General features: G+C 36.8%; 39 protein-coding genes and 1 pseudogene. 36 read left to right on the forward strand and 4 right to left on the reverse strand.

Annotated elements, in window-relative coordinates; all coding sequences use genetic code 11:
- The first annotated feature begins 56 nt into the window (after positions 1-56).
- The 6 genes from KO172_RS03380 to KO172_RS03405 all read left to right on the forward strand — a co-directional run bounded on the left by KO172_RS03380 (position 57) and on the right by KO172_RS03405 (position 4,156).
- Complete coding sequence (locus KO172_RS03380) at positions 57-1,232, forward strand: carboxylate--amine ligase (protein WP_215492140.1); 1,176 nt, start codon at positions 57-59, stop codon at positions 1,230-1,232.
- A 133-nt stretch (positions 1,233-1,365) separates the two neighbouring features.
- Positions 1,366-1,656: a 30S ribosomal protein S6 gene (gene rpsF / locus KO172_RS03385; RefSeq protein ID WP_215492141.1), complete on the forward strand. Its 291-nt coding sequence runs from the start codon at positions 1,366-1,368 to the stop codon at positions 1,654-1,656.
- An 11-nt stretch (positions 1,657-1,667) separates the two neighbouring features.
- Entirely contained in the window at positions 1,668-2,123 is a 456-nt protein-coding gene (locus KO172_RS03390) for a single-stranded DNA-binding protein (protein ID WP_215492142.1), read from the forward strand.
- 17 nt (positions 2,124-2,140) lie between these two features.
- Complete coding sequence (gene rpsR / locus KO172_RS03395; protein ID WP_215492143.1) at positions 2,141-2,365, forward strand: 30S ribosomal protein S18; 225 nt, start codon at positions 2,141-2,143, stop codon at positions 2,363-2,365.
- 423 nt (positions 2,366-2,788) lie between these two features.
- On the forward strand, positions 2,789-3,676 hold the full coding sequence (locus tag KO172_RS03400) for a stalk domain-containing protein (RefSeq protein ID WP_215492144.1): 888 nt from the start codon (positions 2,789-2,791) through the stop codon (positions 3,674-3,676).
- A 111-nt stretch (positions 3,677-3,787) separates the two neighbouring features.
- Entirely contained in the window at positions 3,788-4,156 is a 369-nt protein-coding gene (locus KO172_RS03405; RefSeq protein WP_215492145.1) for a hypothetical protein, read from the forward strand.
- A 48-nt stretch (positions 4,157-4,204) separates the two neighbouring features.
- On the opposite strand, the gene KO172_RS03410 is transcribed toward KO172_RS03405, so the two are convergent.
- The 4 genes from KO172_RS03410 to KO172_RS03425 form a co-directional block, all read right to left on the reverse strand.
- Positions 4,205-4,924, reverse strand: coding sequence for a hypothetical protein (locus tag KO172_RS03410; RefSeq protein WP_215492146.1), 720 nt, complete (start codon positions 4,922-4,924; stop codon positions 4,205-4,207).
- Between the two features lie 127 nt (positions 4,925-5,051).
- The gene (locus KO172_RS03415) at positions 5,052-6,797 is read right to left on the reverse strand and encodes an NADH-dependent [FeFe] hydrogenase, group A6 (protein WP_374047641.1); all 1,746 of its coding nucleotides are present in this window, start codon (positions 6,795-6,797) and stop codon (positions 5,052-5,054) included.
- A gap of 10 nt (positions 6,798-6,807) precedes the next feature.
- On the reverse strand, positions 6,808-8,385 hold the full coding sequence (locus tag KO172_RS03420; protein ID WP_215492147.1) for an NADH-ubiquinone oxidoreductase-F iron-sulfur binding region domain-containing protein: 1,578 nt from the start codon (positions 8,383-8,385) through the stop codon (positions 6,808-6,810).
- 3 nt (positions 8,386-8,388) lie between these two features.
- Positions 8,389-8,871: an NADH-quinone oxidoreductase subunit NuoE family protein gene (locus tag KO172_RS03425; protein WP_215492148.1), complete on the reverse strand. Its 483-nt coding sequence runs from the start codon at positions 8,869-8,871 to the stop codon at positions 8,389-8,391.
- A gap of 704 nt (positions 8,872-9,575) precedes the next feature.
- Between KO172_RS03425 and rpsJ the strand changes: the two genes are divergently transcribed.
- From rpsJ to rplQ, 30 genes and pseudogenes are all read left to right on the forward strand, one after another.
- The gene (rpsJ, locus tag KO172_RS03430; RefSeq protein WP_215492149.1) at positions 9,576-9,890 is read left to right on the forward strand and encodes a 30S ribosomal protein S10; all 315 of its coding nucleotides are present in this window, start codon (positions 9,576-9,578) and stop codon (positions 9,888-9,890) included.
- A 49-nt stretch (positions 9,891-9,939) separates the two neighbouring features.
- Complete coding sequence (gene rplC, locus KO172_RS03435; protein ID WP_215492150.1) at positions 9,940-10,566, forward strand: 50S ribosomal protein L3; 627 nt, start codon at positions 9,940-9,942, stop codon at positions 10,564-10,566.
- An 18-nt stretch (positions 10,567-10,584) separates the two neighbouring features.
- Entirely contained in the window at positions 10,585-11,205 is a 621-nt protein-coding gene (rplD, locus tag KO172_RS03440; protein WP_215492151.1) for a 50S ribosomal protein L4, read from the forward strand.
- The gene (gene rplW, locus KO172_RS03445; RefSeq protein ID WP_215492152.1) at positions 11,205-11,501 is read left to right on the forward strand and encodes a 50S ribosomal protein L23; all 297 of its coding nucleotides are present in this window, start codon (positions 11,205-11,207) and stop codon (positions 11,499-11,501) included. The genes rplD and rplW overlap by 1 nt, the downstream gene beginning before the upstream one ends.
- An 18-nt stretch (positions 11,502-11,519) precedes the next feature.
- Positions 11,520-12,353, forward strand: coding sequence for a 50S ribosomal protein L2 (rplB, locus tag KO172_RS03450; protein WP_215492153.1), 834 nt, complete (start codon positions 11,520-11,522; stop codon positions 12,351-12,353).
- Positions 12,354-12,363: 10 nt separating this feature from the next.
- Positions 12,364-12,648 (forward strand): 30S ribosomal protein S19, encoded by a 285-nt coding sequence (gene rpsS, locus KO172_RS03455; protein ID WP_215492154.1) that lies wholly within the window; start codon positions 12,364-12,366, stop codon positions 12,646-12,648.
- A gap of 16 nt (positions 12,649-12,664) precedes the next feature.
- Complete coding sequence (gene rplV, locus KO172_RS03460; protein WP_215492155.1) at positions 12,665-13,000, forward strand: 50S ribosomal protein L22; 336 nt, start codon at positions 12,665-12,667, stop codon at positions 12,998-13,000.
- Between the two features lie 11 nt (positions 13,001-13,011).
- Positions 13,012-13,638: pseudogene (rpsC, locus tag KO172_RS03465) on the forward strand (30S ribosomal protein S3); the annotation flags it as partial.
- 216 nt (positions 13,639-13,854) lie between these two features.
- Positions 13,855-14,286, forward strand: coding sequence for a 50S ribosomal protein L16 (rplP, locus tag KO172_RS03470; protein ID WP_215492157.1), 432 nt, complete (start codon positions 13,855-13,857; stop codon positions 14,284-14,286).
- Positions 14,276-14,482: a 50S ribosomal protein L29 gene (rpmC, locus tag KO172_RS03475; RefSeq protein WP_058259852.1), complete on the forward strand. Its 207-nt coding sequence runs from the start codon at positions 14,276-14,278 to the stop codon at positions 14,480-14,482. Before rplP ends, rpmC begins: the two co-directional genes overlap by 11 nt.
- Positions 14,483-14,486: 4 nt before the next feature.
- Complete coding sequence (gene rpsQ, locus KO172_RS03480) at positions 14,487-14,741, forward strand: 30S ribosomal protein S17 (protein ID WP_019214294.1); 255 nt, start codon at positions 14,487-14,489, stop codon at positions 14,739-14,741.
- A gap of 28 nt (positions 14,742-14,769) precedes the next feature.
- Entirely contained in the window at positions 14,770-15,138 is a 369-nt protein-coding gene (rplN, locus tag KO172_RS03485) for a 50S ribosomal protein L14 (RefSeq protein ID WP_215492158.1), read from the forward strand.
- A gap of 17 nt (positions 15,139-15,155) precedes the next feature.
- Complete coding sequence (rplX, locus tag KO172_RS03490) at positions 15,156-15,470, forward strand: 50S ribosomal protein L24 (RefSeq protein ID WP_215492159.1); 315 nt, start codon at positions 15,156-15,158, stop codon at positions 15,468-15,470.
- 14 nt (positions 15,471-15,484) lie between these two features.
- Positions 15,485-16,027, forward strand: a complete 543-nt coding sequence (gene rplE / locus KO172_RS03495) for a 50S ribosomal protein L5 (protein ID WP_215492160.1) — start codon at positions 15,485-15,487, stop codon at positions 16,025-16,027.
- 13 nt (positions 16,028-16,040) lie between these two features.
- Positions 16,041-16,226, forward strand: a complete 186-nt coding sequence (locus tag KO172_RS03500; RefSeq protein ID WP_215492161.1) for a type Z 30S ribosomal protein S14 — start codon at positions 16,041-16,043, stop codon at positions 16,224-16,226.
- Positions 16,227-16,247: 21 nt separating this feature from the next.
- Complete coding sequence (rpsH, locus tag KO172_RS03505) at positions 16,248-16,640, forward strand: 30S ribosomal protein S8 (protein ID WP_309557791.1); 393 nt, start codon at positions 16,248-16,250, stop codon at positions 16,638-16,640.
- A 21-nt stretch (positions 16,641-16,661) separates the two neighbouring features.
- Positions 16,662-17,198 carry a 50S ribosomal protein L6 gene (gene rplF / locus KO172_RS03510; protein WP_215492163.1) on the forward strand — a complete coding sequence of 179 codons (537 nt, stop codon included), beginning with the start codon at positions 16,662-16,664 and terminating at the stop codon, positions 17,196-17,198.
- A gap of 12 nt (positions 17,199-17,210) precedes the next feature.
- Positions 17,211-17,573, forward strand: a complete 363-nt coding sequence (gene rplR / locus KO172_RS03515; RefSeq protein WP_215492164.1) for a 50S ribosomal protein L18 — start codon at positions 17,211-17,213, stop codon at positions 17,571-17,573.
- A gap of 17 nt (positions 17,574-17,590) precedes the next feature.
- The gene (gene rpsE, locus KO172_RS03520; protein ID WP_215492165.1) at positions 17,591-18,097 is read left to right on the forward strand and encodes a 30S ribosomal protein S5; all 507 of its coding nucleotides are present in this window, start codon (positions 17,591-17,593) and stop codon (positions 18,095-18,097) included.
- Positions 18,098-18,109: 12 nt separating this feature from the next.
- Positions 18,110-18,286, forward strand: coding sequence for a 50S ribosomal protein L30 (gene rpmD, locus KO172_RS03525; RefSeq protein ID WP_215492166.1), 177 nt, complete (start codon positions 18,110-18,112; stop codon positions 18,284-18,286).
- A gap of 15 nt (positions 18,287-18,301) precedes the next feature.
- On the forward strand, positions 18,302-18,754 hold the full coding sequence (rplO, locus tag KO172_RS03530; RefSeq protein ID WP_215492167.1) for a 50S ribosomal protein L15: 453 nt from the start codon (positions 18,302-18,304) through the stop codon (positions 18,752-18,754).
- Between the two features lies 1 nt (position 18,755).
- Positions 18,756-20,015: a preprotein translocase subunit SecY gene (secY, locus tag KO172_RS03535; RefSeq protein ID WP_215492168.1), complete on the forward strand. Its 1,260-nt coding sequence runs from the start codon at positions 18,756-18,758 to the stop codon at positions 20,013-20,015.
- A gap of 10 nt (positions 20,016-20,025) precedes the next feature.
- Positions 20,026-20,673 carry an adenylate kinase gene (locus tag KO172_RS03540; protein WP_215493384.1) on the forward strand — a complete coding sequence of 216 codons (648 nt, stop codon included), beginning with the start codon at positions 20,026-20,028 and terminating at the stop codon, positions 20,671-20,673.
- Between the two features lie 8 nt (positions 20,674-20,681).
- Positions 20,682-20,966, forward strand: a complete 285-nt coding sequence (locus KO172_RS03545; protein ID WP_215492169.1) for a KOW domain-containing RNA-binding protein — start codon at positions 20,682-20,684, stop codon at positions 20,964-20,966.
- 9 nt (positions 20,967-20,975) lie between these two features.
- Positions 20,976-21,194, forward strand: coding sequence for a translation initiation factor IF-1 (gene infA, locus KO172_RS03550; protein WP_019214308.1), 219 nt, complete (start codon positions 20,976-20,978; stop codon positions 21,192-21,194).
- 11 nt (positions 21,195-21,205) lie between these two features.
- Positions 21,206-21,319 carry a 50S ribosomal protein L36 gene (gene rpmJ / locus KO172_RS03555; protein ID WP_019214309.1) on the forward strand — a complete coding sequence of 38 codons (114 nt, stop codon included), beginning with the start codon at positions 21,206-21,208 and terminating at the stop codon, positions 21,317-21,319.
- A gap of 16 nt (positions 21,320-21,335) precedes the next feature.
- Complete coding sequence (gene rpsM / locus KO172_RS03560; protein WP_215492170.1) at positions 21,336-21,689, forward strand: 30S ribosomal protein S13; 354 nt, start codon at positions 21,336-21,338, stop codon at positions 21,687-21,689.
- Positions 21,690-21,702: 13 nt separating this feature from the next.
- Positions 21,703-22,101 carry a 30S ribosomal protein S11 gene (rpsK, locus tag KO172_RS03565; RefSeq protein WP_019214311.1) on the forward strand — a complete coding sequence of 133 codons (399 nt, stop codon included), beginning with the start codon at positions 21,703-21,705 and terminating at the stop codon, positions 22,099-22,101.
- Between the two features lie 38 nt (positions 22,102-22,139).
- Entirely contained in the window at positions 22,140-23,093 is a 954-nt protein-coding gene (locus KO172_RS03570; RefSeq protein WP_215492171.1) for a DNA-directed RNA polymerase subunit alpha, read from the forward strand.
- A gap of 10 nt (positions 23,094-23,103) precedes the next feature.
- On the forward strand, positions 23,104-23,445 hold the full coding sequence (gene rplQ / locus KO172_RS03575; RefSeq protein ID WP_215492172.1) for a 50S ribosomal protein L17: 342 nt from the start codon (positions 23,104-23,106) through the stop codon (positions 23,443-23,445).
- Positions 23,446-23,470 lie beyond the last annotated feature (25 nt).

Genomic DNA, 23,470 nt, shown 5'->3' on the forward strand with positions numbered 1-23,470 from the left:
GACAAAGCGGTGCCTATGGTGTAGACTAAAGATAGAATTACATTGGAGGTAAATATATGAAATATAACGCTATAATACTTGGCACGGATCACAACTCATACTCAGTTGCAAGAACTTTTTACGAAGCATATGGCGAGAAGCCGATAGTTGTAGGAGCGGCTCTACTTGTGCCTTTCGTTGCAAGCACGATTGCAGAGGTGCACATCGTGAAGGACTTTTCAAGCGATGACGATGTTTTTGTAAAAACTTTAAACGAAATTGCAAAGGCAAGAAGTGAGGAGGACTTCATCTTCTTCGCACCGACTGAGCACTATGTCGATCTTCTTGTAAGGAATGAGGACAAGTTCGATTTCAAGGCACATGTGCCATATCCAGATCCAAAGGAAGCGGAAAAGCTCATACTTAAGTCTGAGTTCTACAAGATCCTTGAAAAGATTGGCGTAGCTTATCCAAAGACTTTTATAGCGAAGAAGGATAATTACAAAGAGGTAAATATCGAGGGCGAGGCCTTCCTAAAGGCTGATGAATACAATGACTTCATAGAGTCAAATGCGACAAATATTCAAAAGGGATACCACGCGATGAATAAAGACGAGACTTTAGCTATACTTGACGAGATTTACAAGAGCAACTACACTGGCTCCATCATAGTTCAAGACTACATCTATGGCGGACAAGGAACTGAGTACTCGCTTAATGGCTACAGGTCGCACGATGGCAAGGTGTCCATGGTCTTAGCAAGAAATTTATTATCAGACATGAGGCCTATGTGGGTCGGCAATCACTTGGTGCAAGTTGACCACTATGACGATGAGATGTTTAATATAGCAGAAAAAATTACCTCTAGCCTTGATTATAAGGGGCTCTTCAATTTTGACTTTAAGAAGGATGCAAAGACAGGCAAAGTTTATACGCTTGAGATGAATATTAGACAAGGTAGAACTTTCTACTATGCGACTCTTGGTGGGGTCAATCTAATGAAGATTGCAGCGGATGATATGATACTTGGTAAATCTGTAAGTGAAAGAACAAAGAGAGCTTTTATGCTCACAGCTATTGACAAAGATATTTGCAGAGAGCACCTTGATAAAGAACTTTTAAAGGACTTCGACAAGAAAGAAAGACAAGAAAACACAGCTATACACATAGTGAATTCAAAGGACGCTGCGCCTGAGAGGCTAGAGAGGGTTATGAACGCTCTTAAGCGTCAAGCGGATGATTTGTATAAGTAGACTTATGGAGATAGAGGGATCTATCTCTTATTTGTAAAAAATTCTTGACAAAGAGGAGAATTTATTATATACTAACAAGGTAACCTTGCTCTTTATTTAGTAAAGAGCCATGAGTCCAAAAGGAGGTGGAAAGATGAAAAAATATGAAGCTATGTATGTTTTTTATCCTGAAACAAGTGAGGAAGATAGAAATAAATTCCTTGATAGGATAAAAGCAGTTATCGAAGCAGAAGAAGGTAAAGTAACTAACACTGATGATTGGGGACTAAGAAAATTAGCATACCAAATCAAATTCAAAACTGAAGGCTACTACTTCTTAGTAAACTTTGAAGCAAAAGAAGAAACAATTTTAGAACTTACTAGAATTGCAAGAATCACAGACGTTTTACTACGTCACATGATAGTAACAGACGAAGATAAATAAGAGGTGAAAAGATGAACGTATGTAGTTTAATCGGAAGATTAACAAAGGATCCTGAGCTAAGATATACACCTAGCACAAATCAAGCAGTTATCACATTTACTATAGCTGTTGATAAGGGTTTATCTAGAGAAAAAAGAGAAGAGATGGAAGCAAAGAACATGCCAACAGCAGACTTCATTTCCATAGTAGCTTGGGGTAGAACTGCAGAGAATATCAGTAATTTTGTTTCAAAGGGCAACATGGTAGGAGTAACAGGTAGAATTCAATCAAGAACATACGAGGCTAAAGATGGTACTAAAAGGTACGTTACAGAAGTCATAGCATCATCCGTAGAATTCTTAGAAAGAAAGAACATTACTTCACAAGCTTCAACTCAATCACACGAAGACTACTTCAGTAATGAAGAAGACTTCTCAAATGTAGATGAAGGCTTTGCTCCTGGAAGCAATAGGGATATTCCATTTTAATTAAAGGAGGGAATATAATGCAAAGAAGATTCAGACCTAGAAAAAAGGTATGTGCTTTCTGCCAAGAAAAAAGCGAACACATAGATTATAAAGACGTTGCAAAACTAAGAAAATACATCACAGAAAAGGGTAAAATCTTACCAAGAAGAATCACAGGTACTTGCGCTAAACATCAAAGAGAGATCACAGCAGCTATCAAGAGAGCAAGACAAGTGGCGCTATTACCTTATACACAGGATTAGTACGTTTATGTGCTAAAATTGCGGTATAGCAAAATAAATAAATTATTAAAAGCTTTCACTTTGGTGAGAGCTTTTTTTGATGCTTATCTCAAAGCTCCACGAGTGTAGCGTAAAGGTTCTCGTCTGTTTACTGACGAGGTTCTTCAATCATCTTGGCGCTTTGCGATAAGGTTCCCGGGTACCCGCCCGATGCGAAGCATCGTGGAAGGGTGGGGTTCTTCTTTCTTCAAAAAATCACTATAAATTTTGTGCTTTCTTAGAAAATATAAATTAAAAAACTTTAAAAGCTTTCACTTTTGTGAGAGCTTTTTTAATGCTTTATTACAAATTTGTTAAAAATCACGAAAATCCATTTACTTTTGATTGAACGGGTGTATAATATATATAGGTAAAGTAATAAAAAGTGATAAAAGGAGGTTTATTATGAAAAAGTTTTTATCATTTGTTTTAGTATTTGTGCTAGTTTTGTCCATGTCTGTGAACACTTCTATGGCGAAGCTTCTTAAAGGGGAGATAGTAGTATTTGCAACTGAAGTAGGACCAGAAGATGCTACTATATTAATAGCTGACAAAACTTATCCTGTTAAGAATTGCACTGTTTTATCTATAAACGGTGAAGTAATTCCTGAAGCTGAGGTAATTATGGACGCAGGCAAGGCAATGCTACCTCTAAGAATTATTGCTGAAAAGCTTGGCTACGAAGTTGGCTGGAACGGCGCTGAGAAAAAGGTTACGCTTAAAAAAGCTGATAAAACCATAGAAATAAGTGTAGCTAAGGATGATGCAGCTAAGCTTATCAAGAATTCTACTTATGTAAGTCCAGCTTTTGTTGAAAAGAATCTTGCTGAAAGCGCTATAGTGACTGAAAGACTTGGCGATGACTCAAAAGAATTTTATGATACCAAGATGCCTATAACTCAAGATAAGACTATTGAAAGAAGCTTAAGAAATGTCATCATTGATGAAAAGCACGAGTATAAGGACAATCTAAGCTCGGATGACGCGATGAAGCTAGTAAAGGAGAAATGTCTTGAAGGTCTAAAGAATTTTGCGAAGACTTTGAAGGAAAAAACTAAGGAAGAACCAGGTAGGTTTGACGATGACATAAAATTAATCGAAAAAGATATCAATAGAATGATATACATTGGCAAAGTATCTAAGTTTTACAGATACACAATAGGACCTTACGATGTTTTATATGACAGAACAGATGGCAAAATCTACTTCCAAATATATTCATCAGGAAGTTATATTAAGGAAATGGATGTGAATGATCCGGATTTGTATATGTCAATTTTTATCGTGGGTTAAAGAAATTTCAATTAAGCTCCATTAATTTGGAGCTTTTTCCATGTCTACACAATTTGCAAAAATGATTTTTTAGTATTATAATATAAGTAAGTTTATTAGTGGGGTGTCAAAATGGAAAACCTTAATAAAACAAAGTCAAAGAGCAAGGTAAGTAAGATATATAACTACACTGTTTTAGGCATATATGTTTTGGTTTTGCTAGCATATACAGTTTTTAAGCTTATGGGTGCTGATGAAAAGACGGGCAGTATCATCCTTAATGCTGTGCTACTAAGCTTATTATTTGCGTTAGTGGGACTAATATTTATCCCGAAAAATACTCTTACATGGATAAACATTATCTTGCCTGTGGTAATCAATCTACCATACTTCTTAGGTCTTGTAGCATTTACGCGTGGTTTGGATTGGCTCGGTGTTATATCTTACTACTTTGAGAGGGTAATTACTTCGCCAATAAATTTAATAAAGGCGTTTTTCTAGATTACGCATAAAAATGCAGCTACATTATGTAGCTGCATTCGTTTTTATCTAATTACTTGCGGATATATTATCTATGGCTGTTCTATCTGAAATCTCGCTAATGTCTATCGGGCTCGAGTTTGACTCTGGCATATCGTCGAACTTGCCTTTCCAGGCTGGTTTTATTTGAACGTTTAAGTTCTCATCTCCTAGTTCGATTCTTATATCGTCAATGCTGCTATCACCATTACCTGAGGACACACAAAAGTAGGATAATGTATCTTTACTTTCGCTTAGGCCGATGTCGCCTCTAAAGCCGCCTGCTCTAGCTACTCCTACTGGCACAATTTCATCTGAACTTAGCTCTTTTGTAAAGTCTTTGTTTGGATAATAAAACTTGACGTCTGACATACCATAGTCATAGTCTTGATAAACTATAAGTAGTGGGTAGTCTAAATTGTTTAGCTTTACGAGTGAATATGTGTAAGTGCAATTAAATCCATCATCTTTTGTAGCTGGATTAAATTTCTCTGGGTTCATATTGTCCAAAACACTTGTGTATACTTGCTTTACTTTTTCAAGATTCTCATCTTTTTGAGCTGCTGCGTTTTCTTCAGCATCTTTACTTTCTTCGTTGTCTTCGCTTTCTTCATTATCTTCGCTTGATTTATCGTTTGCACTCTCTGTAAGATTCTTATCTTCAAGTGTAGTTTTTTGTTTTGATGAACATGCTGTTAGGCTTAAGATAAATGTAAGGCTAATTAGAAGAGCTATTATTTTTTTCATCATAAGGTCTACTCCTTTTCATAGATATTTTATATATCAATTCTAGCATATTTTTCTTTGTTTTACAATAATTTTGTATAGAGAAAACCCTCTTCACCACGTGGCAAAGAGGGCATATCTTTATATTAAATTACATCTTTGGATCGGCTTCGTAATGTGTGTGCAAAAGTTCGTGTGCTAATTCGCCGCCAACTTCGCCAAGGTACTCTTTGTAAAGTTGTATGATTTTTGGATTGGCGTGTGATTTCCTTATTACTTTACCTTTATCTATATTATAGATGGCTTCAGCTCTTCTCTTAAGTATTGAGATGTCGCCGTTATGAAGCGGTTGACCGCCTCCGCCTATACATCCGCCTGGGCAAGCCATAACTTCTATCGCATCGTATTCTTTTTCTCCTGACTTAACCATGTTTAGTAGTTTTCTTGTATTGCCAAGTCCGTTTGCTACGGCGATTCTGATTTCTCTTCCATCTATATCAACTGTTGCTTCCTTGATGCCGTTAAGGCCTCTAAGTGCAGTAAATTCAATCTCTTTAAGCTCTTTTCCTGTTATAGTCTCGTAAGCTGTTCTGCATGTTGCCTCGATAACGCCGCCTGTAGCTCCGAAGATTGCGCCTGCGCCTGTTGATTCACCCATTGGGTCGTCGAAGTTCTCGTCTTTAAGGTCTTTAAAGCTTAGTCCTGCTTCTTTGATCATTGCGCCAAGCTCATTAGTTGTGATAACTATATCAACGTCGCTGTGGCCCCTGCTCTTAAGCTCATCTCTTGCTGATTCGTATTTTTTAGCTAAACAAGGCATTACTGATACGACTACCATATCCTTAGGATCTATGCCAAGTTTTTGGGCAAGGTATGTCTTTGCAACTGCTCCAAACATTTCATGAGGGCTCTTGCAGGATGATGGTATATCGATCATATCTGAGAATTGTTGCTCCATAAAGTTTACCCAACCTGGACAGCAGCTTGTAAGTATTGGCATTTTGCCGCCCTTTGTAAGCCTTTGAACGAATTCGTTTGCTTCTTCGACTATAGTAAGGTCGGCTGCGAAGTTTGTATCGAATACTTGGTCGAAACCTAGTCTTCTAAGTGCGCTAACCATCTTACCAGTAACTATAGTTCCTGGCTCCATGCCAAATAGCTCGCCTAGAGCAACTCTAACTGCTGGAGCTGTTTGAACAACAACGTATTTCTTTGGATCTGCAAGTGCTTTCCATACTTTTCTTGTGTAGCTCATACCATGAAGTGCGCCTGTAGGGCAGACTGTAACGCATTGACCGCAGAAAGTACAAGTTGTTTCGAACATGCTTCTATTAAATGTTGATCCAACATGACAGTCAAAACCACGGCCAACCTCAGCAAGTGCACCAACTGTTTGCACTTCGTTACACATAGTCTCGCATCTTCTACATAGTATACACTTTTCTGGCTCTCTAACCATAGACAAACTTCTGTCGTCTATAGGTATATGTCTTCTTTCGCCTGCATATGGGATTTCTCTAACTCCAAGGTCTTGTGCCAATTTTTGAAGTTGGCAGTTAAGGTTCTTTGTACAAGTCAAGCAGCTGTTTGGATGGTCCGAAAGCAATAGCTCAACTATAGTTCTTCTTGCTTGAATTGCAAGAGCGGAGTCAGTTAGTATATTCATACCTTCTTTAACAGGAGTTGCGCATGAAGCAAGTAGTTTACCGCTTTTCTTATCTTCAACCATGCACACTCTGCAAGAAGCAAGTTTATTTACAAATTTTATATCATGTAAGTCCATATGGCATAGTGTAGGAATCTTTACGCCTATGGTCTTAGCAGCGTCAAGTACTGATGTTCTTTCCTCAACAGATACATTTACGCCGTTAATAGTTAAATTTATCATCTTAGCCATAAGTACCCTCCTATACCAATACTACTGCCTTAACTGGGCAGACATTCATACAGTTACCACACTTGATACACTTAGCTGTGTCAATAACGTGCTTTTCCTTAACCTTGCCACTGATACAGTTAACAGGGCAGTTTCTAGCACATTTTGTACAACCGATACACTTGTCAGTGATGAAGTAGTTAAGTAGACTCTTACACTTCTTAGCAGGACAAGTCTTGTGCTCAGCAACGTGCGCTAGATATTCGTCTCTAAAGTATGTTAGTGTTGAAAGTATAGGGTTTGGAGAAGATTGACCAAGTCCGCATAGTGATGACTTGCTCACTATGATCGATAGTGTTTCTAATTTTTCTATATCTTCCTGTGTACCATTGCCAGAAGTTAGCTTTTCAAGCAATTCAAGAAGTCTCTTGTTACCGATTCTACAAGGTGTACATTTGCCACAAGACTCATCAACTGAGAACTCAAGGAAGAACCTACATACGTCAACCATACAGTCTTCTTCGTCCATAACAACCATACCGCCTGAACCCATGATAGATCCTATAGCCTTAAGAGATGCAAAGTCAACCTTAGTATCGAAGAGTCTCTCAGGAATACATCCGCCAGAAGGTCCACCTGTTTGTACAGCCTTAGCCTTCTTTCCACCTTGAATGCCGCCGCCTATGTCAAAAACTATCTCTCTAATAGTAGTTCCCATAGGTACTTCAACAAGGCCAGAGTTTTCTACCTTACCAACAAGTGAGAATACCTTAGTTCCAGGAGAGTCTTCAGTACCGATGGACTTGAACCAGTCAGAACCGCGCTCAATGATTTGAGCGATGTTAGCAAAAGTCTCAACGTTGTTGATAACAGTTGGCTTGCCCCAAAGTCCTCTCTCGGTTGTTCTGTATTCCTTGTTTCTTGGCATACCACGCTTTCCTTCGATAGACTCCATAAGAGCAGTACCTTCACCGCATACGAAGGCTCCAGCACCTAGACGAAGCTCGATTTGGAAAGAGAAGTCTGTTCCTAAAATATTGTCACCTAATAAATTGTTTTCGTTCGCTTTTTGGATAGCGACTTTCAGGCTTTCTACAGCCTTTGGATACTCAGCTCTAACGTAGATAAAGCCTCTTTGAGCACCGATAGCGTAGGCACATATGGCCATACCTTCTAATACACTATGCGGATCCTTCTCCAAAACAGATCTGTCCATGAAGGCACCTGGGTCACCTTCGTCAGCGTTACAAATTACATATTTTATGCCTTCTGGCTGAGCAAAAGCAGCCTCCCACTTTTTACCAGTAGGGAAACCAGCACCGCCTCTACCTCTTAAACCAGAAGCTTTTACTTCACTAATGATATCTTCTTTTTGCATATTAAGGACCTTCTCTAAAGAGAAATATCCACCTAATGCTATGTATTCATCCAACGATGCAGAATCGATTACATCACAGTTCTTAAGAACAATACGATGCTGCTTTTCAAAAAATTCGCCCTTTTTAGTAATCACGTCACCATCAATATTAAAAGAGCCGTCCTTTTTAAGTCTATCAAGAAGAAGATCCTTAGTTTTCTTTTGAATTTCTAATAGATTTTCCTTATTCATTTACTACTCCTTATACTTATTAATAATTTCTGTAACTTGACTTTCTTTTACATGTTCATAAACATCGTCACCAACAGTTATAACAGGTGCTAGTGCACACTCACCAACACATCTAGTCTCAACAATAGAGAACAAGCCATCAGAAGTTGCTTCACCCTTAGCTACATTTAGCTCCTTTAAGAAATCATCAAGTAGTTTGTCCGCACCCTTAACGTAGCAAGCAGTACCTAAGCAGATACATATAGAGTGCTTACCCCTTGGTTTAAAAGTGAATTGACTGTAGAAAGATGCAACGCCGTAAATTTCGCTGCTATGTTTATTTAATTTAAGAGCCATAAAGTCTACAATCTCTTCAGGTATGTATCCAAAGAGTCTTTGTGCTTCTTGAAGAACAGGCATTACAGCGCCCTTATCATTCTTCTTATCTTCAACAAATTGTAAGAACTCGTCGAACTTAGCACGGTCTTTGTTAAAACAAAAAGCCATAATTTACCTCCTTTAAAAAATAAAAATAGTGCCATTTCCATTCTAATATAAAAAGCATATTTTGTCAATGAGATAAATCAAAAAAGTAGTATTAAATTATTTAGCATCCAAAAGCAAAGAAAAGGTATAGTTAAAATTAATTTTCCGCGTGCGTGTAATGAGTCGAAAACCATTTTAAACGAGTGATATATAAGGGGCGAGGTAGTATATGAGAGGCGAGGTGATATATAGTGAGCGAGGCAATATATGAGAGGCGAGGTGGCACATAAGAAGTGAGGTAGTATATAAGAGGTGATATATGTATACATTAGTAGGCATTATAAAAGAGGAAGCCTACGCATAGAAAAAAAATATTAAGCTCAAAGACGCTTTTAAAAGTTAAAAATATATATAGCTATATATAATATAAAGGAAGAAAAAAATTTAATAAAAAGAAAAATATTTTTAAAAAAGCCTTGACATAGCCCTGCATATTATGTATAATATATGAGTGCTTAAATCAAATGGCTATGACTAAGAAAGGTTGCGCATCATGTTTTTTTTGTTGCGTGATGTGGTAATTTCCCTAGTTTTATGCAAGTCTACTCACTTTAAGAAGTAGGCGATTGATTGGCATATTTTATTTACACTTAGAGAAAACGCACGGCTGCGTGTGTAAGAGTTGACTCTCTAGGAAGTAAAAAATATTACATGGAGGTAATTAAATGTCAAGCAAAAAACAAAAAATCAGAATTAGACTTAAAGCTTATGATCACACACTATTAGATCAATCAGCTCAAAGAATTGTTGAAGCTGCTAAGAAGACAGGCTGTAAGGTATCAGGACCAGTTCCACTACCAACAGAAAAGCAAATCATAACTATTTTAAGATCAGTTCATGTAAACAAAGATTCAAGAGAACAATTCGAACAAAGAACTCACAAGAGATTAATCGATATCCTTGAACCAAACGACAAAACTGTAGACGCACTTATGAAGATGAACGTGCCTGCAGGTGTAGATATAGAAATTAAACTATAATCTATAAGATTTTATTTAAAATCCGCTGTAAATTATGGAGGTGCAGTTAATGAACGGAATTTTAGCAAAAAAAGTTGGAATGACTCAAGTTTTCGAAGAATCAGGAAACTTAGTTCCAGTAACTGTTCTTCAAGCCGGACCTATGGTAGTTGTACAAAAGAAAACTGTTGAAACAGATGGTTACAACGCTATCGTAGTAGGTTTTGGAGAAATCAATGAAAAGAATGTAAACAAACCTCGTAAGGGTCAATTCAAGAAAGCTAACGCTAGCTACAAAAGATACCTTAGAGAGTTTAAAGTAGAAGATGTAGAAAAGTACAACTTAGGTGATGAAATCACAGTTGAGATCATGGAAGGCGTTGAATTTGTAGACGTTATCGGAACATCAAAAGGTAAAGGTACTCAAGGTGTTATAAAGAGACACGGCTTCGGTAGAGGTAGAGAATCACACGGTTCTAAGTTCCACAGAATGCCAGGTGGTATGGGTGCTGCAACATGGCCAGGAAAAGTATTTAAGGGCCACAGAATGATGGGCCGCATGGGTAATGAAAGAACAACTGTTCAAAACCTAAAAGTAGTAAGAGTAGATAAAGAAAACGGAATTATCCTAATCAAAGGTGCTGTACCAGGACCAAAGAAAGGTTTAATTACTGTTAGAAAAGCAATAAAGAAATAGCGCTAAAGGAGGATTAAAATGCCAAGTTATAAAGTTTTAAACATGGAAGGTAAAGAACTTGAGACAATTGAATTAAATGATGACATCTTTAATCAAGAAGACAACCCTCATCTTATTTACCAAGTAGTAGTTAATCATTTAGCGAACAAACGTCAAGGAACTCAAAGCACTTTAACAAGAGCTGAAGTTAGAGGCGGTGGAAGAAAGCCTTGGAGACAAAAAGGAACTGGTAGAGCAAGACAAGGAAGTACAAGAAGCCCTCAATGGAAAGGCGGCGGAGTTGTATTCGCACCAAAGCCAAGAAGCTACGGCTACAAACTTCCTAAGAAGTTAAAGAGATTAGCTTTAAAAGTTGCTCTTTCAAACAAAGTTCGTGATAATGAGCTTATTATAGTAGATGATATAAAATTACAAGAAGTTAAGACAAAATACGCTTTTAAAGCACTACAAAATCTTAACGCAAAGAAAGCATATATAGTTACTAAAGATAACGATAAAGATACACAAAGAGCTTTTAGAAATATACCATTCACAATGATTAGTGAAGCAAGAAACATAAACGTATATGATATAGTAAGACATGATAGCATGATACTTACAAAAGCTTCTTTAGAAACTATCGAGGAGGTGTTCAAATAATGCTTAATCCACATGATATAATCATAAAACCCATAGTTACAGAAAAATCTATGAGAGATATGGAAGAAGGTAAGTACACTTTCAAAGTAGACAGAAGAATCAACAAGTCAGAAATCAAAAAAGCAATTGAAAACATTTTTGATGTAAAGGTTGAAAAAGTAAACACAATGAACATGCTAGGTAAGTTAAAAAGACAAGGCGCTCACGAAGGAAGAAGACCTAACTGGAAAAAAGCCATTGTTACACTTAAGGAAGATTCAAAGAGAATTGAATTCTTTGAAGGCATGGCAAATTAGTGATAGGAGGGAAATTTAATGGCTATTAAAACATATAAACCAACTACTCCGTCCAGAAGAATGATGGCATCACCTGCTTTTGAGCTTATCACAAGAGATAAACCAGAAAAGTCACTTGTAGAGAGCATTAAGAAAAACTCAGGTAGAAACAACACTGGTAGAATCACATCTCGTCACAGAGGCGGGGGAGCTAAGAAGATATACAGAATTATCGACTTTAAGAGAAATAAAATAGGCGTTGTTGGAAAAGTTGCTCACATCGAGTACGATCCAAACAGAACAGCAAACATCGCACTAATTCAATACGAAGACGGCGAAAAAAGATACATCCTTCATCCAGTAGGATTAAATGTTGGAGATAAAGTAGAAGCTGGAGAACACGTAGACATCAAGGTAGGTAACGCACTTAAATTAAGAGACATCCCAGTAGGTACTCTAATCCACAACATTGAAATGAAGCCAGAAAAAGGCGGACAACTAGCAAGAAGTGCCGGATCATACGCACAACTTATGGGTAAGGAAGGCAAATACGCACAACTTAGATTACCATCAGGCGAAATGAGAGTAGTATTACTAGACTGTATGGCAACTATAGGACAAGTAGGCAACCTTGACCACGAACTAGTTAACCTAGGTAAAGCTGGTAAGAAGAGATTAACAGGAAGACGCCCTCACGTAAGAGGTTCAGCGATGAACCCAGTAGACCATCCACATGGTGGTGGTGAAGGTAGAGCACCAATAGGTAGACCATCACCAATGACACCTTGGGGTAAACCTGCTCTAGGACTTAAGACTAGAAAGAAAAAGAAACATTCTGATAAGTATATAATCAGAAGAAGAAACGATAAGTAGGAGGGTTTAAATGGCAAGATCAATTAAAAAAGGACCTTTCGTAGACGAACACTTAATGAAAAAAGTTGAAGCTATGAACGAAGCCAACGATAAAAAAGTTATTAAAACATGGTCAAGACGTTCAACAATCTTCCCAGAATTTATAGGACACACAATCGCTGTATATGACGGTAGAAAACACGTTCCAGTATATGTTACAGAAGATATGGTAGGACACAAACTTGGAGAGTTCGTACTAACAAGAACTTTCAGAGGCCATGTTGCTAAAGGCGATAAGAAAGCAACTGTAAAATAATAGAAGGAGGATATAAATGGAAGCAAAAGCAATAGCTAAATATATTAGAATTTCTCCTAGAAAAGTACACTTCATATGTAACGAAGTAAGGGGAAAACATATTGATGAAGCTCTTTCTATTTTAAAATTTACACCAAAGAAAGGCGCAAGAGAACTATTAGCAGTACTTGAATCTGCAATAGCTAACGCTACAAATAATTTTGATTTAGATAGAGACAAATTATATGTTAAGGATGCACAAGCAACTGATGGACCAAGAATGAAAAGATATAGACCAAAGGCTCACGGTTCAGCTTATCCAATACTAAAGAGAACTGCACACCTTTCAGTTGTAGTTTCAGACGAGAAATAAGGAGGTAAGAAATGGGCCAAAAAGTAAATCCACATGGACTAAGAGTCGGAGTTATTAAAGAATGGAGCTCAAATTGGTATGCCGACAAGAAAAGTTTCTCTGATAATTTAGTTGAAGATTACAAAATAAGAGAATATTTGAAAAAAGAGCTTTACCAAGCAGGAGTTTCAAAATTAAAAATTGAAAGAACAAGAAAGAAAATAAAAGTTACTATATACACAGCAAAACCTGGTATCGTTATCGGTAGAGGCGGAGAAGGTATAGAAGCACTTAAGAAGAAAATCGAAAGACTTACTACTAAAGCAGTTTTAGTAAACGTTGAAGAAGTAAGAAAGCCAGACTTAGATGCTCAACTAGTAGCTGAAAACATTGCCTTCCAACTAGAAAGAAGAATCACTTTCAGAAGAGCAATGAAGGGCGCTATCCAAAGAACAATGAAAGAAGGAGCTAAGGGTATCAAAACTCAAGTATCCGGAAGACTTGGTGGAGCCGACATGGCTAGAAGCGAAGGTTATTCAGAAGGAACTATACCACTACAAACACTTAGAGCCGACATTGACTATGGTTTTGCAGAAGCAAACACAACATACGGCAAGATCGGTGTAAAGGTTTGGTTATACAAAGGAGAAGTACTTCCAGAAGTAACTGACGAAAGAAAGAAAAACTTCAAAAAGAGAAATCAAGACGACAAGAAGAGAGATTTCAAAAAGAGAAGAAGAAACAACGGTCAAAACACTGGTTTTAAAGACAGAAAGAACGGCGAGAGAAACAATAACAACAGAAGAAGCTTTAAGCCAGAAGCAAAAGAAGCACAAAACGCTAATAACGAAAATTAGTAAGGAGGAAAACATACTATGTTAATGCCTAAAAGAGTAAAGCATCGTAGAGTTCATAGAGGCAGAATGAAGGGTAAAGCATACTCAGGTAACACAGTTACTTACGGAGAATACGGCCTTCAAGCTACTGAACCAACATGGATGACAGCAAACCAAATAGAAGCTGCTCGTCGTGCGATGACAAGATATATAAAAAGAGGTGGAAATATCTGGATCAAAGTATTCCCAGATAAGCCAGTAACAAAGAAACCTGCAGAAGTACGTATGGGTTCCGGTAAAGGTGCTCCAGAGTATTGGGTTGCAGTAGTAAAACCAGGAAGAGTATTATTTGAAATGGGTGGAGTTTCAGAAGATATAGCAAGAGAAGCTATGAGACTTGCAGCAATGAAACTTCCTATAAAGACTAAATTTGTAGTTCGTGAAGAAGGTGGTGAAGCTAATGAAGGTTAAAGAAATACGTGATTTAACAACTGAAGAATTAAATCAAAAAGAAAAAGAACTTAAAAAAGAACTTTTTAACCTAAGATTCCAATTAGCTACCGGACAATTAGAAAACCCAAAGACAATTTCTCAAGTTAGAAAAGACATTGCTAGAGTGAAAACAATTGTCAGAGAAAGAGAACTTTCTCAAGTAAAGGAGGCTTAAATCAATGGAAAGAAATCTTAGAAAAGTTAGAACAGGTACAGTAGTTTCTGATAAGATGGAAAAGACAATAACTGTTGCAGTTGAAACAAAAGTTAGTCATCCTATATATAAGAAGAGAGTAAACAGAACTACTAAATTTAAGGCTCACGATGAAAACAATGAAGCAAGAGTTGGCGATTTTGTAAAGATTATGGAAACAAGACCACTATCTAAGACAAAAAGATGGAGACTCGTAGAAATTATAGAGAAAGCGAAATAGTCCTTTTATAGGAAGGGAGGTTAATAAATTGATACAATCTGAATCAAGAATGAGAGTAGCTGATAACTCCGGAGCCAGAGAGGTACTAGTAATTAAAGTCTTAGGTGGCAGTAAAAGAAAGTATGCCGGAGTAGGTGACATCGTGGTTTGCACTGTTAAGAATGCAACACCAGGAGGCGTTGTTAAAAAAGGTGACGTTGTTAAGGCAGTTATAGTTAGAACAACACAACCTATTAGAAGACCAGACGGATCATATATAAGATTTGATGATAACGCAGCAGTTATCGTAAAAGAAGATAAAAATCCTGTAGGAACTCGTATATTTGGACCTGTAACTAGAGAACTAAGAACTGGTGGTTATATGAAGATCATATCACTAGCTCCAGAAGTTCTTTAATGAAGGGAGGTTAAATTATGCACGTTAAAGTAGGCGACAAGGTAATTGTTATTGCCGGTAAAGATAAAGGAAAAACAGGTAAGGTATTAAAAGCATTACCAAAGAAGGATCGTGTTATTGTTGAAGGTATAAACATTCAAACAAAACACCAAAAAGCTCGTGGACCTCAAGAACCAGGTGGAATCGTTAAAGCAGAAGGAGCAATTCATGTTTCTAATGTAATGATATATAATGAATCACTTAAAAAAGGTACAAGAGTAGGCTATAAGGTTTTGGAAGACGGCAAGAAGGTTAGATACATGAAAGCCGACGGAGAAACATTAGACAAATAAGGGAGGTAGAACGGATGGCTTCCAGACTGGAAACAAGGTACAAAGAAGAAATTGTGCCTCAATTGATGGAAAAATTAGGATATGATAATATAATGCAAGCTCCTAAGCTAGATAAGATCGTTATAAACATCGGTTTAGGACACGCTAAAGAAAATCCAAAAGTTCTTGAAAATGCCTTAAGAGAATTAGAGCTAATAACTGGACAAAAACCTGTTATTACACACGCTAAGAAATCTATAGCTAACTTTAAGCTAAGAGAAGGCATGAAGATCGGATGTAAAGTAACACTTAGAAGAGACAAGATGTACTACTTCTTAGACAAGTTAATGAACATCGCTCTTCCAAGAGTAAGAGACTTCAGAGGTGTAAGCAGCACTTCATTCGACGGTAGAGGAAACTATGCATTAGGTATTAAAGAACAATTAATATTCCCTGAAATCGTTTACGACGAAGTAGATGAAATCAGAGGTATGGATATCATAATTGTTACTACAGCAAATACTGATAAAGAAGCTAAAGTATTCTTAGAGCTTCTTGGTATGCCTTTTAGAAAGTAAAAGGAGGAAGTAGATGGCTAAAAAATCAATGGTTGCTAAGCAACAAAGAAAACAAAAATACAAGGTAAGAGAATACAACAGATGTAAGATATGCGGAAGACCACATGCTTACCTTAGAAAATACGGAATTTGCCGTATATGCTTCAGAAAGTTAGCATATAAGGGAGAAATTCCTGGCGTTAAAAAAGCAAGCTGGTAGAAGGAGGAGTGATGTAATATGATGACGGATCCAATCGCGGATATGCTTACAAGAATCAGAAATTCTAACTCACAAAAACACGATTCAGTAGATATTCCGAAGTCAAGAATTAAACAAGAAATCGCTCAAATACTTTTAGATGAAGGTTATATAAAGGGCTTTGAAGTCGTAGAAGACAACAAGCAAGGCTTAATAAGAGTTGAACTTAAATACCTTCCAAACAAAGAAAGAGTAATTTCCGGTATCAAGAGAATTTCTAAACCCGGACTTAGAATATATGTAAATTCAAACGAAGTGCCTAAAGTATTAGGTGGATTAGGTATAGCAATACTTTCTACATCTCACGGTCTTATGACAGATAAAAAAGCTAGAGAAGACAAAGTGGGCGGAGAAGTAATCTGCTATGTATGGTAAAATTAGCTAGGAGGAGTAATAATGTCAAGAATAGGTCTTAAACCTATTACAGTACCTCAAGGCGTAGAAGTTAAAGTTAATGACGGAGTAGTTACTGTAAAAGGACCAAAGGGCGAACTAAAAGAAAACATCTGTAAAGATCTTACAATAAAGATTGAAGATGGTATCTTAAATGTTGAACGTCCTAACGATGAAAAGAAAATAAAAGCTCTACACGGCCTAACTAGATCACTAATCCATAATATGGTTACTGGTGTAACAGAAGGTTTCTCAAAAGAACTTACTATTATAGGTACAGGTTATAGAGCACAAAAGAATGGTAATAAACTAGCCTTAACACTTGGTTTTTCACATCCACTTGAACTAGAAGATCCAGAAGGAATTACAGTTGAAGTGCCTGAACAAGACAAGATTGTTGTTAAAGGTTTAGACAAACAAAAAGTTGGACAATACGCAGCATACATCAGAACATTCAGAATGCCTGAGCCTTACAAAGGAAAAGGTATTAGATACACTGACGAGTATGTAAGACGTAAAGTTGGTAAGACTGGTAAGTAGGAGGATAATTAGATGATAAACAAAGAAGCAAAAAAAGTAAGTCGTCAAAAAAGACACTTAAGAATCAGATCTAAGATTTCCGGTACTCAAGAAAGACCAAGACTATGTGTATTTAGAAGTGATAAACATATATATGCACAACTTATAGATGACGTTAATGGTGTAACACTTGCACAAGCATCAACACTTGATAAGTCTTTGAACTTAGAGAGAACATCAAACATCGATGCAGCTAAAGCTGTTGGTACAAAGATTGGTGAAATCGCTAAAGAAAAAGGCATAGAAGAAGTTGTATTCGACAGAGCAGGTTACATCTATCATGGTAGGATTAAAGAACTAGCTGACGCAGCTAGATCAGCAGGTCTTAAATTTTAACAAAGGGAGGGGAATTGATGGAACACTTAATTATTGATGCAGCAACTCTTGATCTTGAAGAACAAGTTGTTTCTATAAACAGAGTTGCAAAAGTAGTAAAGGGTGGTAGAAACTTTAGATTCTCGGCCTTAGTTGTTGTTGGAGACAGACAAGGACATGTTGGCGTTGGTATGAGCAAGGCTCTTGAAGTACCTGAAGCTATAAGAAAGGCAGTACAAGACGCTAAGAAGCACTTAATTGAAGTTGCTATAGTTGATACAACTATACCACACGAAATTAAGGGTATCTATGGTGCAGGTAAGGTATTCTTAAAGCCAGCTCCTAAGGGATCAGGTATTAAGGCATCTTCCGCTATCCGTGCCGTATGTGAACTTGCAGGTATCGAAAACATTTCTGCAAAACGTCTTGGATCAAACAATCCTCGTAACATTGTAAACGCTACTATCAACGGACTTATGAACTTAAAGAGAGCCGAAGAAGTTGCAAAAGCAAGAGGAAAATCTGTAGAAGAGTTATTAGGATAGGAGGTTTAAGTTATGAACACTATTAAAATTAAACTTAAAAGAAGTTTTATTGGTAAACCTTCTGATCATATAAAGGTAGTTAGAGCTATTGGTCTTAGAAAGATTGGCCAAGTAGTAGAAAAGAATGATACCCCACAAATTAGAGGGATGATACACAAAGTAGACTACATGCTTGAAATCGTAGACTAATAAGGAGGTGTAAAGATGAAGCTAAATAATTTACAAGCTCAAGAAGGCGGCAAGATCGGTCAAAAGGCTACTCGTAGAGGTAGAGGTATTGGATCAGGCTTAGGCAAAACTTCTGGCCGTGGTACAAAAGGACAAAAGTCAAGATCAGGTGGAGGAGTTAGACCAGGCTTCGAAGGCGGTCAAATGCCACTATTCAGAAGATTACCTAAGAGGGGCTTTAAAAATATATTCAGAAAAGAATATGCAACAGTTAACATCTCCAGCTTAAATATCTTTGATGATGGTGAAACTGTAGATACACAAAAGCTTATCGATAGAGGCTTAGTTAGAAAGAACTTAGCCGTAAACGGTGTTAAGGTTTTAGGTAATGGAGAATTAGAAAAGAAAATCAATCTTAACGTTGAAAGAATAAGTGAAAGTGCTAAAGAAAAGGTTGAGGCAAAGGGCGGAAAGGTAGAGGTGAAATAAAATGTTTAAGACTCTAAAGAACGCATGGGCTGTTAAAGAGATAAGAGTTAAAATTTTATTCACTCTTGCCATGTTATTCATTTATAGACTTGGAAACTTTATTCCACTTCCATTTGTAAACAGAGATGCTCTTCAAAGCTTCTTTCAAGCAAACAACTCAAGCCTTTTAGGCTTTCTAGATATGATGGCAGGTGGAGCGTTATCCAGATTAAGTATATTTGCATCAAACATTTATCCTTACATCAACGCATCCATCATCATTCAGCTACTAACAGTTGCTATTCCAAAGCTAGAAGAACTTGCTAAGGAAGGCGAAACTGGTAGAAAGAAAATTAACAGATATACAAGATACCTTACTATACTACTAGCTGTAATTCAAGGTGTTGGTACAGTATTTGGACTACTTAGAGGAACAGTTACTGGCGGCACACTAGCAAAATTACTTATGGTACTTTGCTTAGTAGCTGGTACACAATTCTTAGTATTCCTAGGTGATCAAATCACTGAAAAGGGCGTTGGTAACGGTATTTCACTTATCATCTTCCTAGGAATCATCGCAAGACTTCCTGAAACAGTAGGACAATACTTCAAATTAACTAAAGCTGGACAATACAACTTAGTTAACGTTATAATTATGACTATCGCTATGATAGCTATAGTTGCTTTCGTTGTAGCAATACAAGAAGGCGAAAGAAGAATCGGCGTACAATATGCCAAAAGAGTAGTAGGTAGAAAGATGTATGGTGGACAATCAACACACATCCCTATGAAAGTTAATATGGCAGGAGTTATGCCAGTAATCTTCTCTACATCATTCCTTGGAGCTTTCCAAACAATAGGAATGATCACTGGAGGTTCATTTGGTAAGTTTATGGAGACATATTTAGGATACAACTCAGTAGCATTTGCGGTATTAAATATCATACTAATTGTATTCTTCACATTCTTCTACAACGAAATACAATTCAACCCAATTGAATACTCTAAGAACTTACAACAAAACGGTGGTTTCATCCCTGGCATCAGACCAGGTAGACCTACTAGCGACTTCTTAACAAAAGTTGTTAGAAGAATCGGTCTTGTTGGAGCTATATCGCTTGCATTACTTGCAACACTACCTATAATACTTGGATCAGTATTAAAGATGCAAACACACTTTACAGGTACAGGTATCATAATCGTTGTTGGTGTTGTTATTGAAACAATCAAGCAAATCGAAGCTCAAATGATGATGAGACACTACAAGGGTTTCTTAAGCTAGGAGGTTAATGATGAGATTATTAATTTTAGGACCTCCAGGAGCTGGAAAAGGAACTCAAAGTGATAAGATTGTTGAACATTACAAAGTAAAACATATTTCTACAGGAGATATGTTCAGAGAAAATATTAAAGGTGGTACAGAGCTTGGTAAGAAGGCAACTGAGTACATGGACAAAGGACTTTTAGTTCCAGACTCACTTGTTAACGATATGGTTATGGATAGATTATCCAAAGACGACCTTAAAGAACATGGCTTCTTACTAGACGGTTACCCAAGAAATATAAGCCAAGCTGAAGCGCTTAAAGACATGCTTAAAAAACTTGATATGCCGCTTGACGCAGTTATCAACATAGAAGTACCTTCTAAATTCTTAATTGATAGAATCACTGGAAGAAGGGTATGCCCTAAGTGCCAAAGAAGTTATCACATACAAAACAATCCACCAAAGGAAGAAGGAGTATGTGATTACGATGGCGAAGCTCTTATTACTAGAAAGGACGACAACGAAGAAACTGTTAAGAACAGAATCGATGTTTACGAAAAAGAAACAAAGCCTTTAGTAGATTTCTATACAGCTGAAGGCATCATATTGAATATCGATGGAACTCTTTCTATTGATGAGACTTTTGAATCGATAAAATCTAAATTGGGTAGATAGGTGAAACGATGGAATCTACAAAGGATATTGTAGTAGGACAACTGGTTAAATCTAAATCCGGAAGAGATATGATGAGACTGTTTTTGGTCTACGGTGTTGTTGACGATGCACACGTGCTACTTGTTGACGGAAAACTAAGAAAGCTTGAGAAGCCTAAGCTTAAAAAGATCAAGCACTTAATCGTATATCATACAATAGTTGAAGATTTTCAAAAGAAAGTAGAAGAAAATTCAAGATTAACAAACAGTCAAATAAGAAAGTATCTAGAACCTTTCTTAGAAGAGGAACATTAGGAGGACAAAATGGCTAAAAAAGACATTATCGAGCTTGAAGGTGTAGTAGTCGACGCACTACCAAACGCCATATTCAAGGTTAAGCTTCAAAATGAACACATAATTACATGTCATATCTCTGGAAAATTAAGAATGAATTATATAAGGATTCTACCCGGAGATACAGTAAATGTCGAACTTTCTCCATATGACTTGGAGAGAGGACGTATAACTTGGCGTAAGAAGTAAGGAGAGATAAAATGAAGGTAAGACCATCAGTTAAGAAAATTTGTGATAAATGCAAAATTATCAAAAGACACGGAAAAGTTATGGTAATTTGCGAAAATCCAAAACATAAACAAGTACAAGGTTAATAGGAGGTGTAGCTTAATGGCAAGAATTGCAGGTGTTGATATCCCTAGAGATAAAAGAGTTGAAATATCTTTAACATATATATTTGGTATAGGTCTTTCAACTTCGCAAAAAATATTAAGTGAATGTGGAGTAGATCCTAACACAAGAGTTAAGGATTTAACTGAAGCAGAAGTAAACCTAATCAGAGATAAGGTTGATCACATCAAAGTTGAAGGTGACTTAAGACGTGATGTTGCTCTAAATATAAAGAGACTTCGTGAAATAAACTCATACAGAGGAATTAGACATAAAAGAAATCTTCCTGTAAGAGGACAAAGAACAAAGACTAATGCTAGGACAAGAAAAGGCCCTAACGCAGGTAATAAGTAAGGAGGTAGAGTAAATGGCAGTTAAAAAAGGTACAAAAACTAAAACTAAAAGAAGAGTTAAAAAGAACATAGAAAAAGGCCAAGCTCATATTTCTTCATCTTTCAACAACACAATGGTAACAATTTCCGATATGCAAGGAAACGTATTATCATGGGCTAGTGCTGGACAATTAGGCTTTAGAGGTTCTAGAAAATCAACTCCATTCGCAGCACAAGAAGCAGCTGAAACAGCAGCTAAGAAGGCTATGGAGCACGGTTTAAAAACTGTTGAAGTTTATGTAAAAGGACCAGGAGCTGGTAGAGAAGCAGCTATAAGAAGTCTGCAAGCAACAGGACTTGAAGTTAACATGATCAAAGATGTTACGCCTATACCTCATAACGGTTGCAGACCACCTAAGAGAAGAAGAGTATAATTTGAAATATACTTTTTTAGTCTAAGGAGGGGTTAATTGTGATTGAAATAGAAAAGCCACATGTACAAGTACAAAGTGCTACAAGTGACGGAACTTATGTTAAGATGATTATAGAACCTCTTGAAAGAGGCTATGGAGAAACACTTGGTAACTCATTAAGAAGAGTACTACTTTCTTTATTACCAGGTGCAGCTGTAAACAAAATCAAGATAGAAAACGTATTACACGAATTTTCTACTATTGACGGAGTATTAGAAGACGTAAGTGAAATAATATTAAATATTAAGAGCTTAGTGCTTAAATACACAGGAGATGAACCGCAAAAGCTTCTTATCGATCAAAAAGGACCGAAGGAAGTAACTGCAAAAGATATAATCGCATCACCTGAAGTTGAAGTTATAAATCCTGATCATCACATAGCAACTATAAATGAAGATGGAAAATTAAGTATTGAAATGGACCTTGTAAGAGGCAGAGGCTATGAACTAACTGATATATACAGAACTGGCGACGAAACTGAAGCTGAGATAGGCATCATACCTATAGACGCATCATTCTCACCTGTTAAGAAAGTTAATATATCGATTGACAATACAAGAGTAGGACAAATAACAGACTTTGATAAATTAACACTCGAAGTATGGACTAACGGAACTATAAAAGCAGTAGATGCTGTAAGCTATGCAGCAAAGATTATAACTGAACACATGGGACTACTAATGGAACTATCCGACGGTATAGACGATGTTGAAGTTATGATTGATGTTCCTAACAAGAAGAAAGACAAGGCACTTGATATGCAAGTAGAAGAACTTGATCTTTCAGTTAGAAGCTACAACTGCTTGAAGAGAGCTAATATTAACACAGTTCAAGAGCTTGTTAGCAAGACTGATTCAGAAATGATGAAAGTAAGAAACCTTGGAAAGAAATCACTAGAAGAGGTTAAGAATAAGCTTGCAGAACTAAACTTATTTTTAAAGGAAGAAGAATAGGAGGAAGCTTATGGCACAATATAGAAAATTAGGCCGTAGAACTGATCATAGAAATGCTATGCTTCGTAACTTGGTAACATCACTTATAAAAGAGGGAGAAATTAAAACTACAGTTACACGTGCAAAGGAAACTAAGAGAATGATTGATAAGATGATCACTCTTGCTAAGAGAGGCGACATGCACGCAATCAGACAAGCACAAAGCTACATCTATGACAAAGACGTAAGTAAAAAATTATTTACTGAAATCGCACCTAAGTATGCAGATAGACAAGGCGGCTACACAAGAATATATAAACTTGAACCAAGAATTGGTGACGGCGCCGAAATCGCATTATTAAGATTAATATAAGTTAAGATGTATACAAAGTGGGCTT

The organism is Fenollaria sporofastidiosus (genome assembly GCF_943169635.2).
GTDB classification, from domain to species: Bacteria; Bacillota; Clostridia; order Tissierellales; family Peptoniphilaceae; genus Fenollaria; species Fenollaria sporofastidiosus.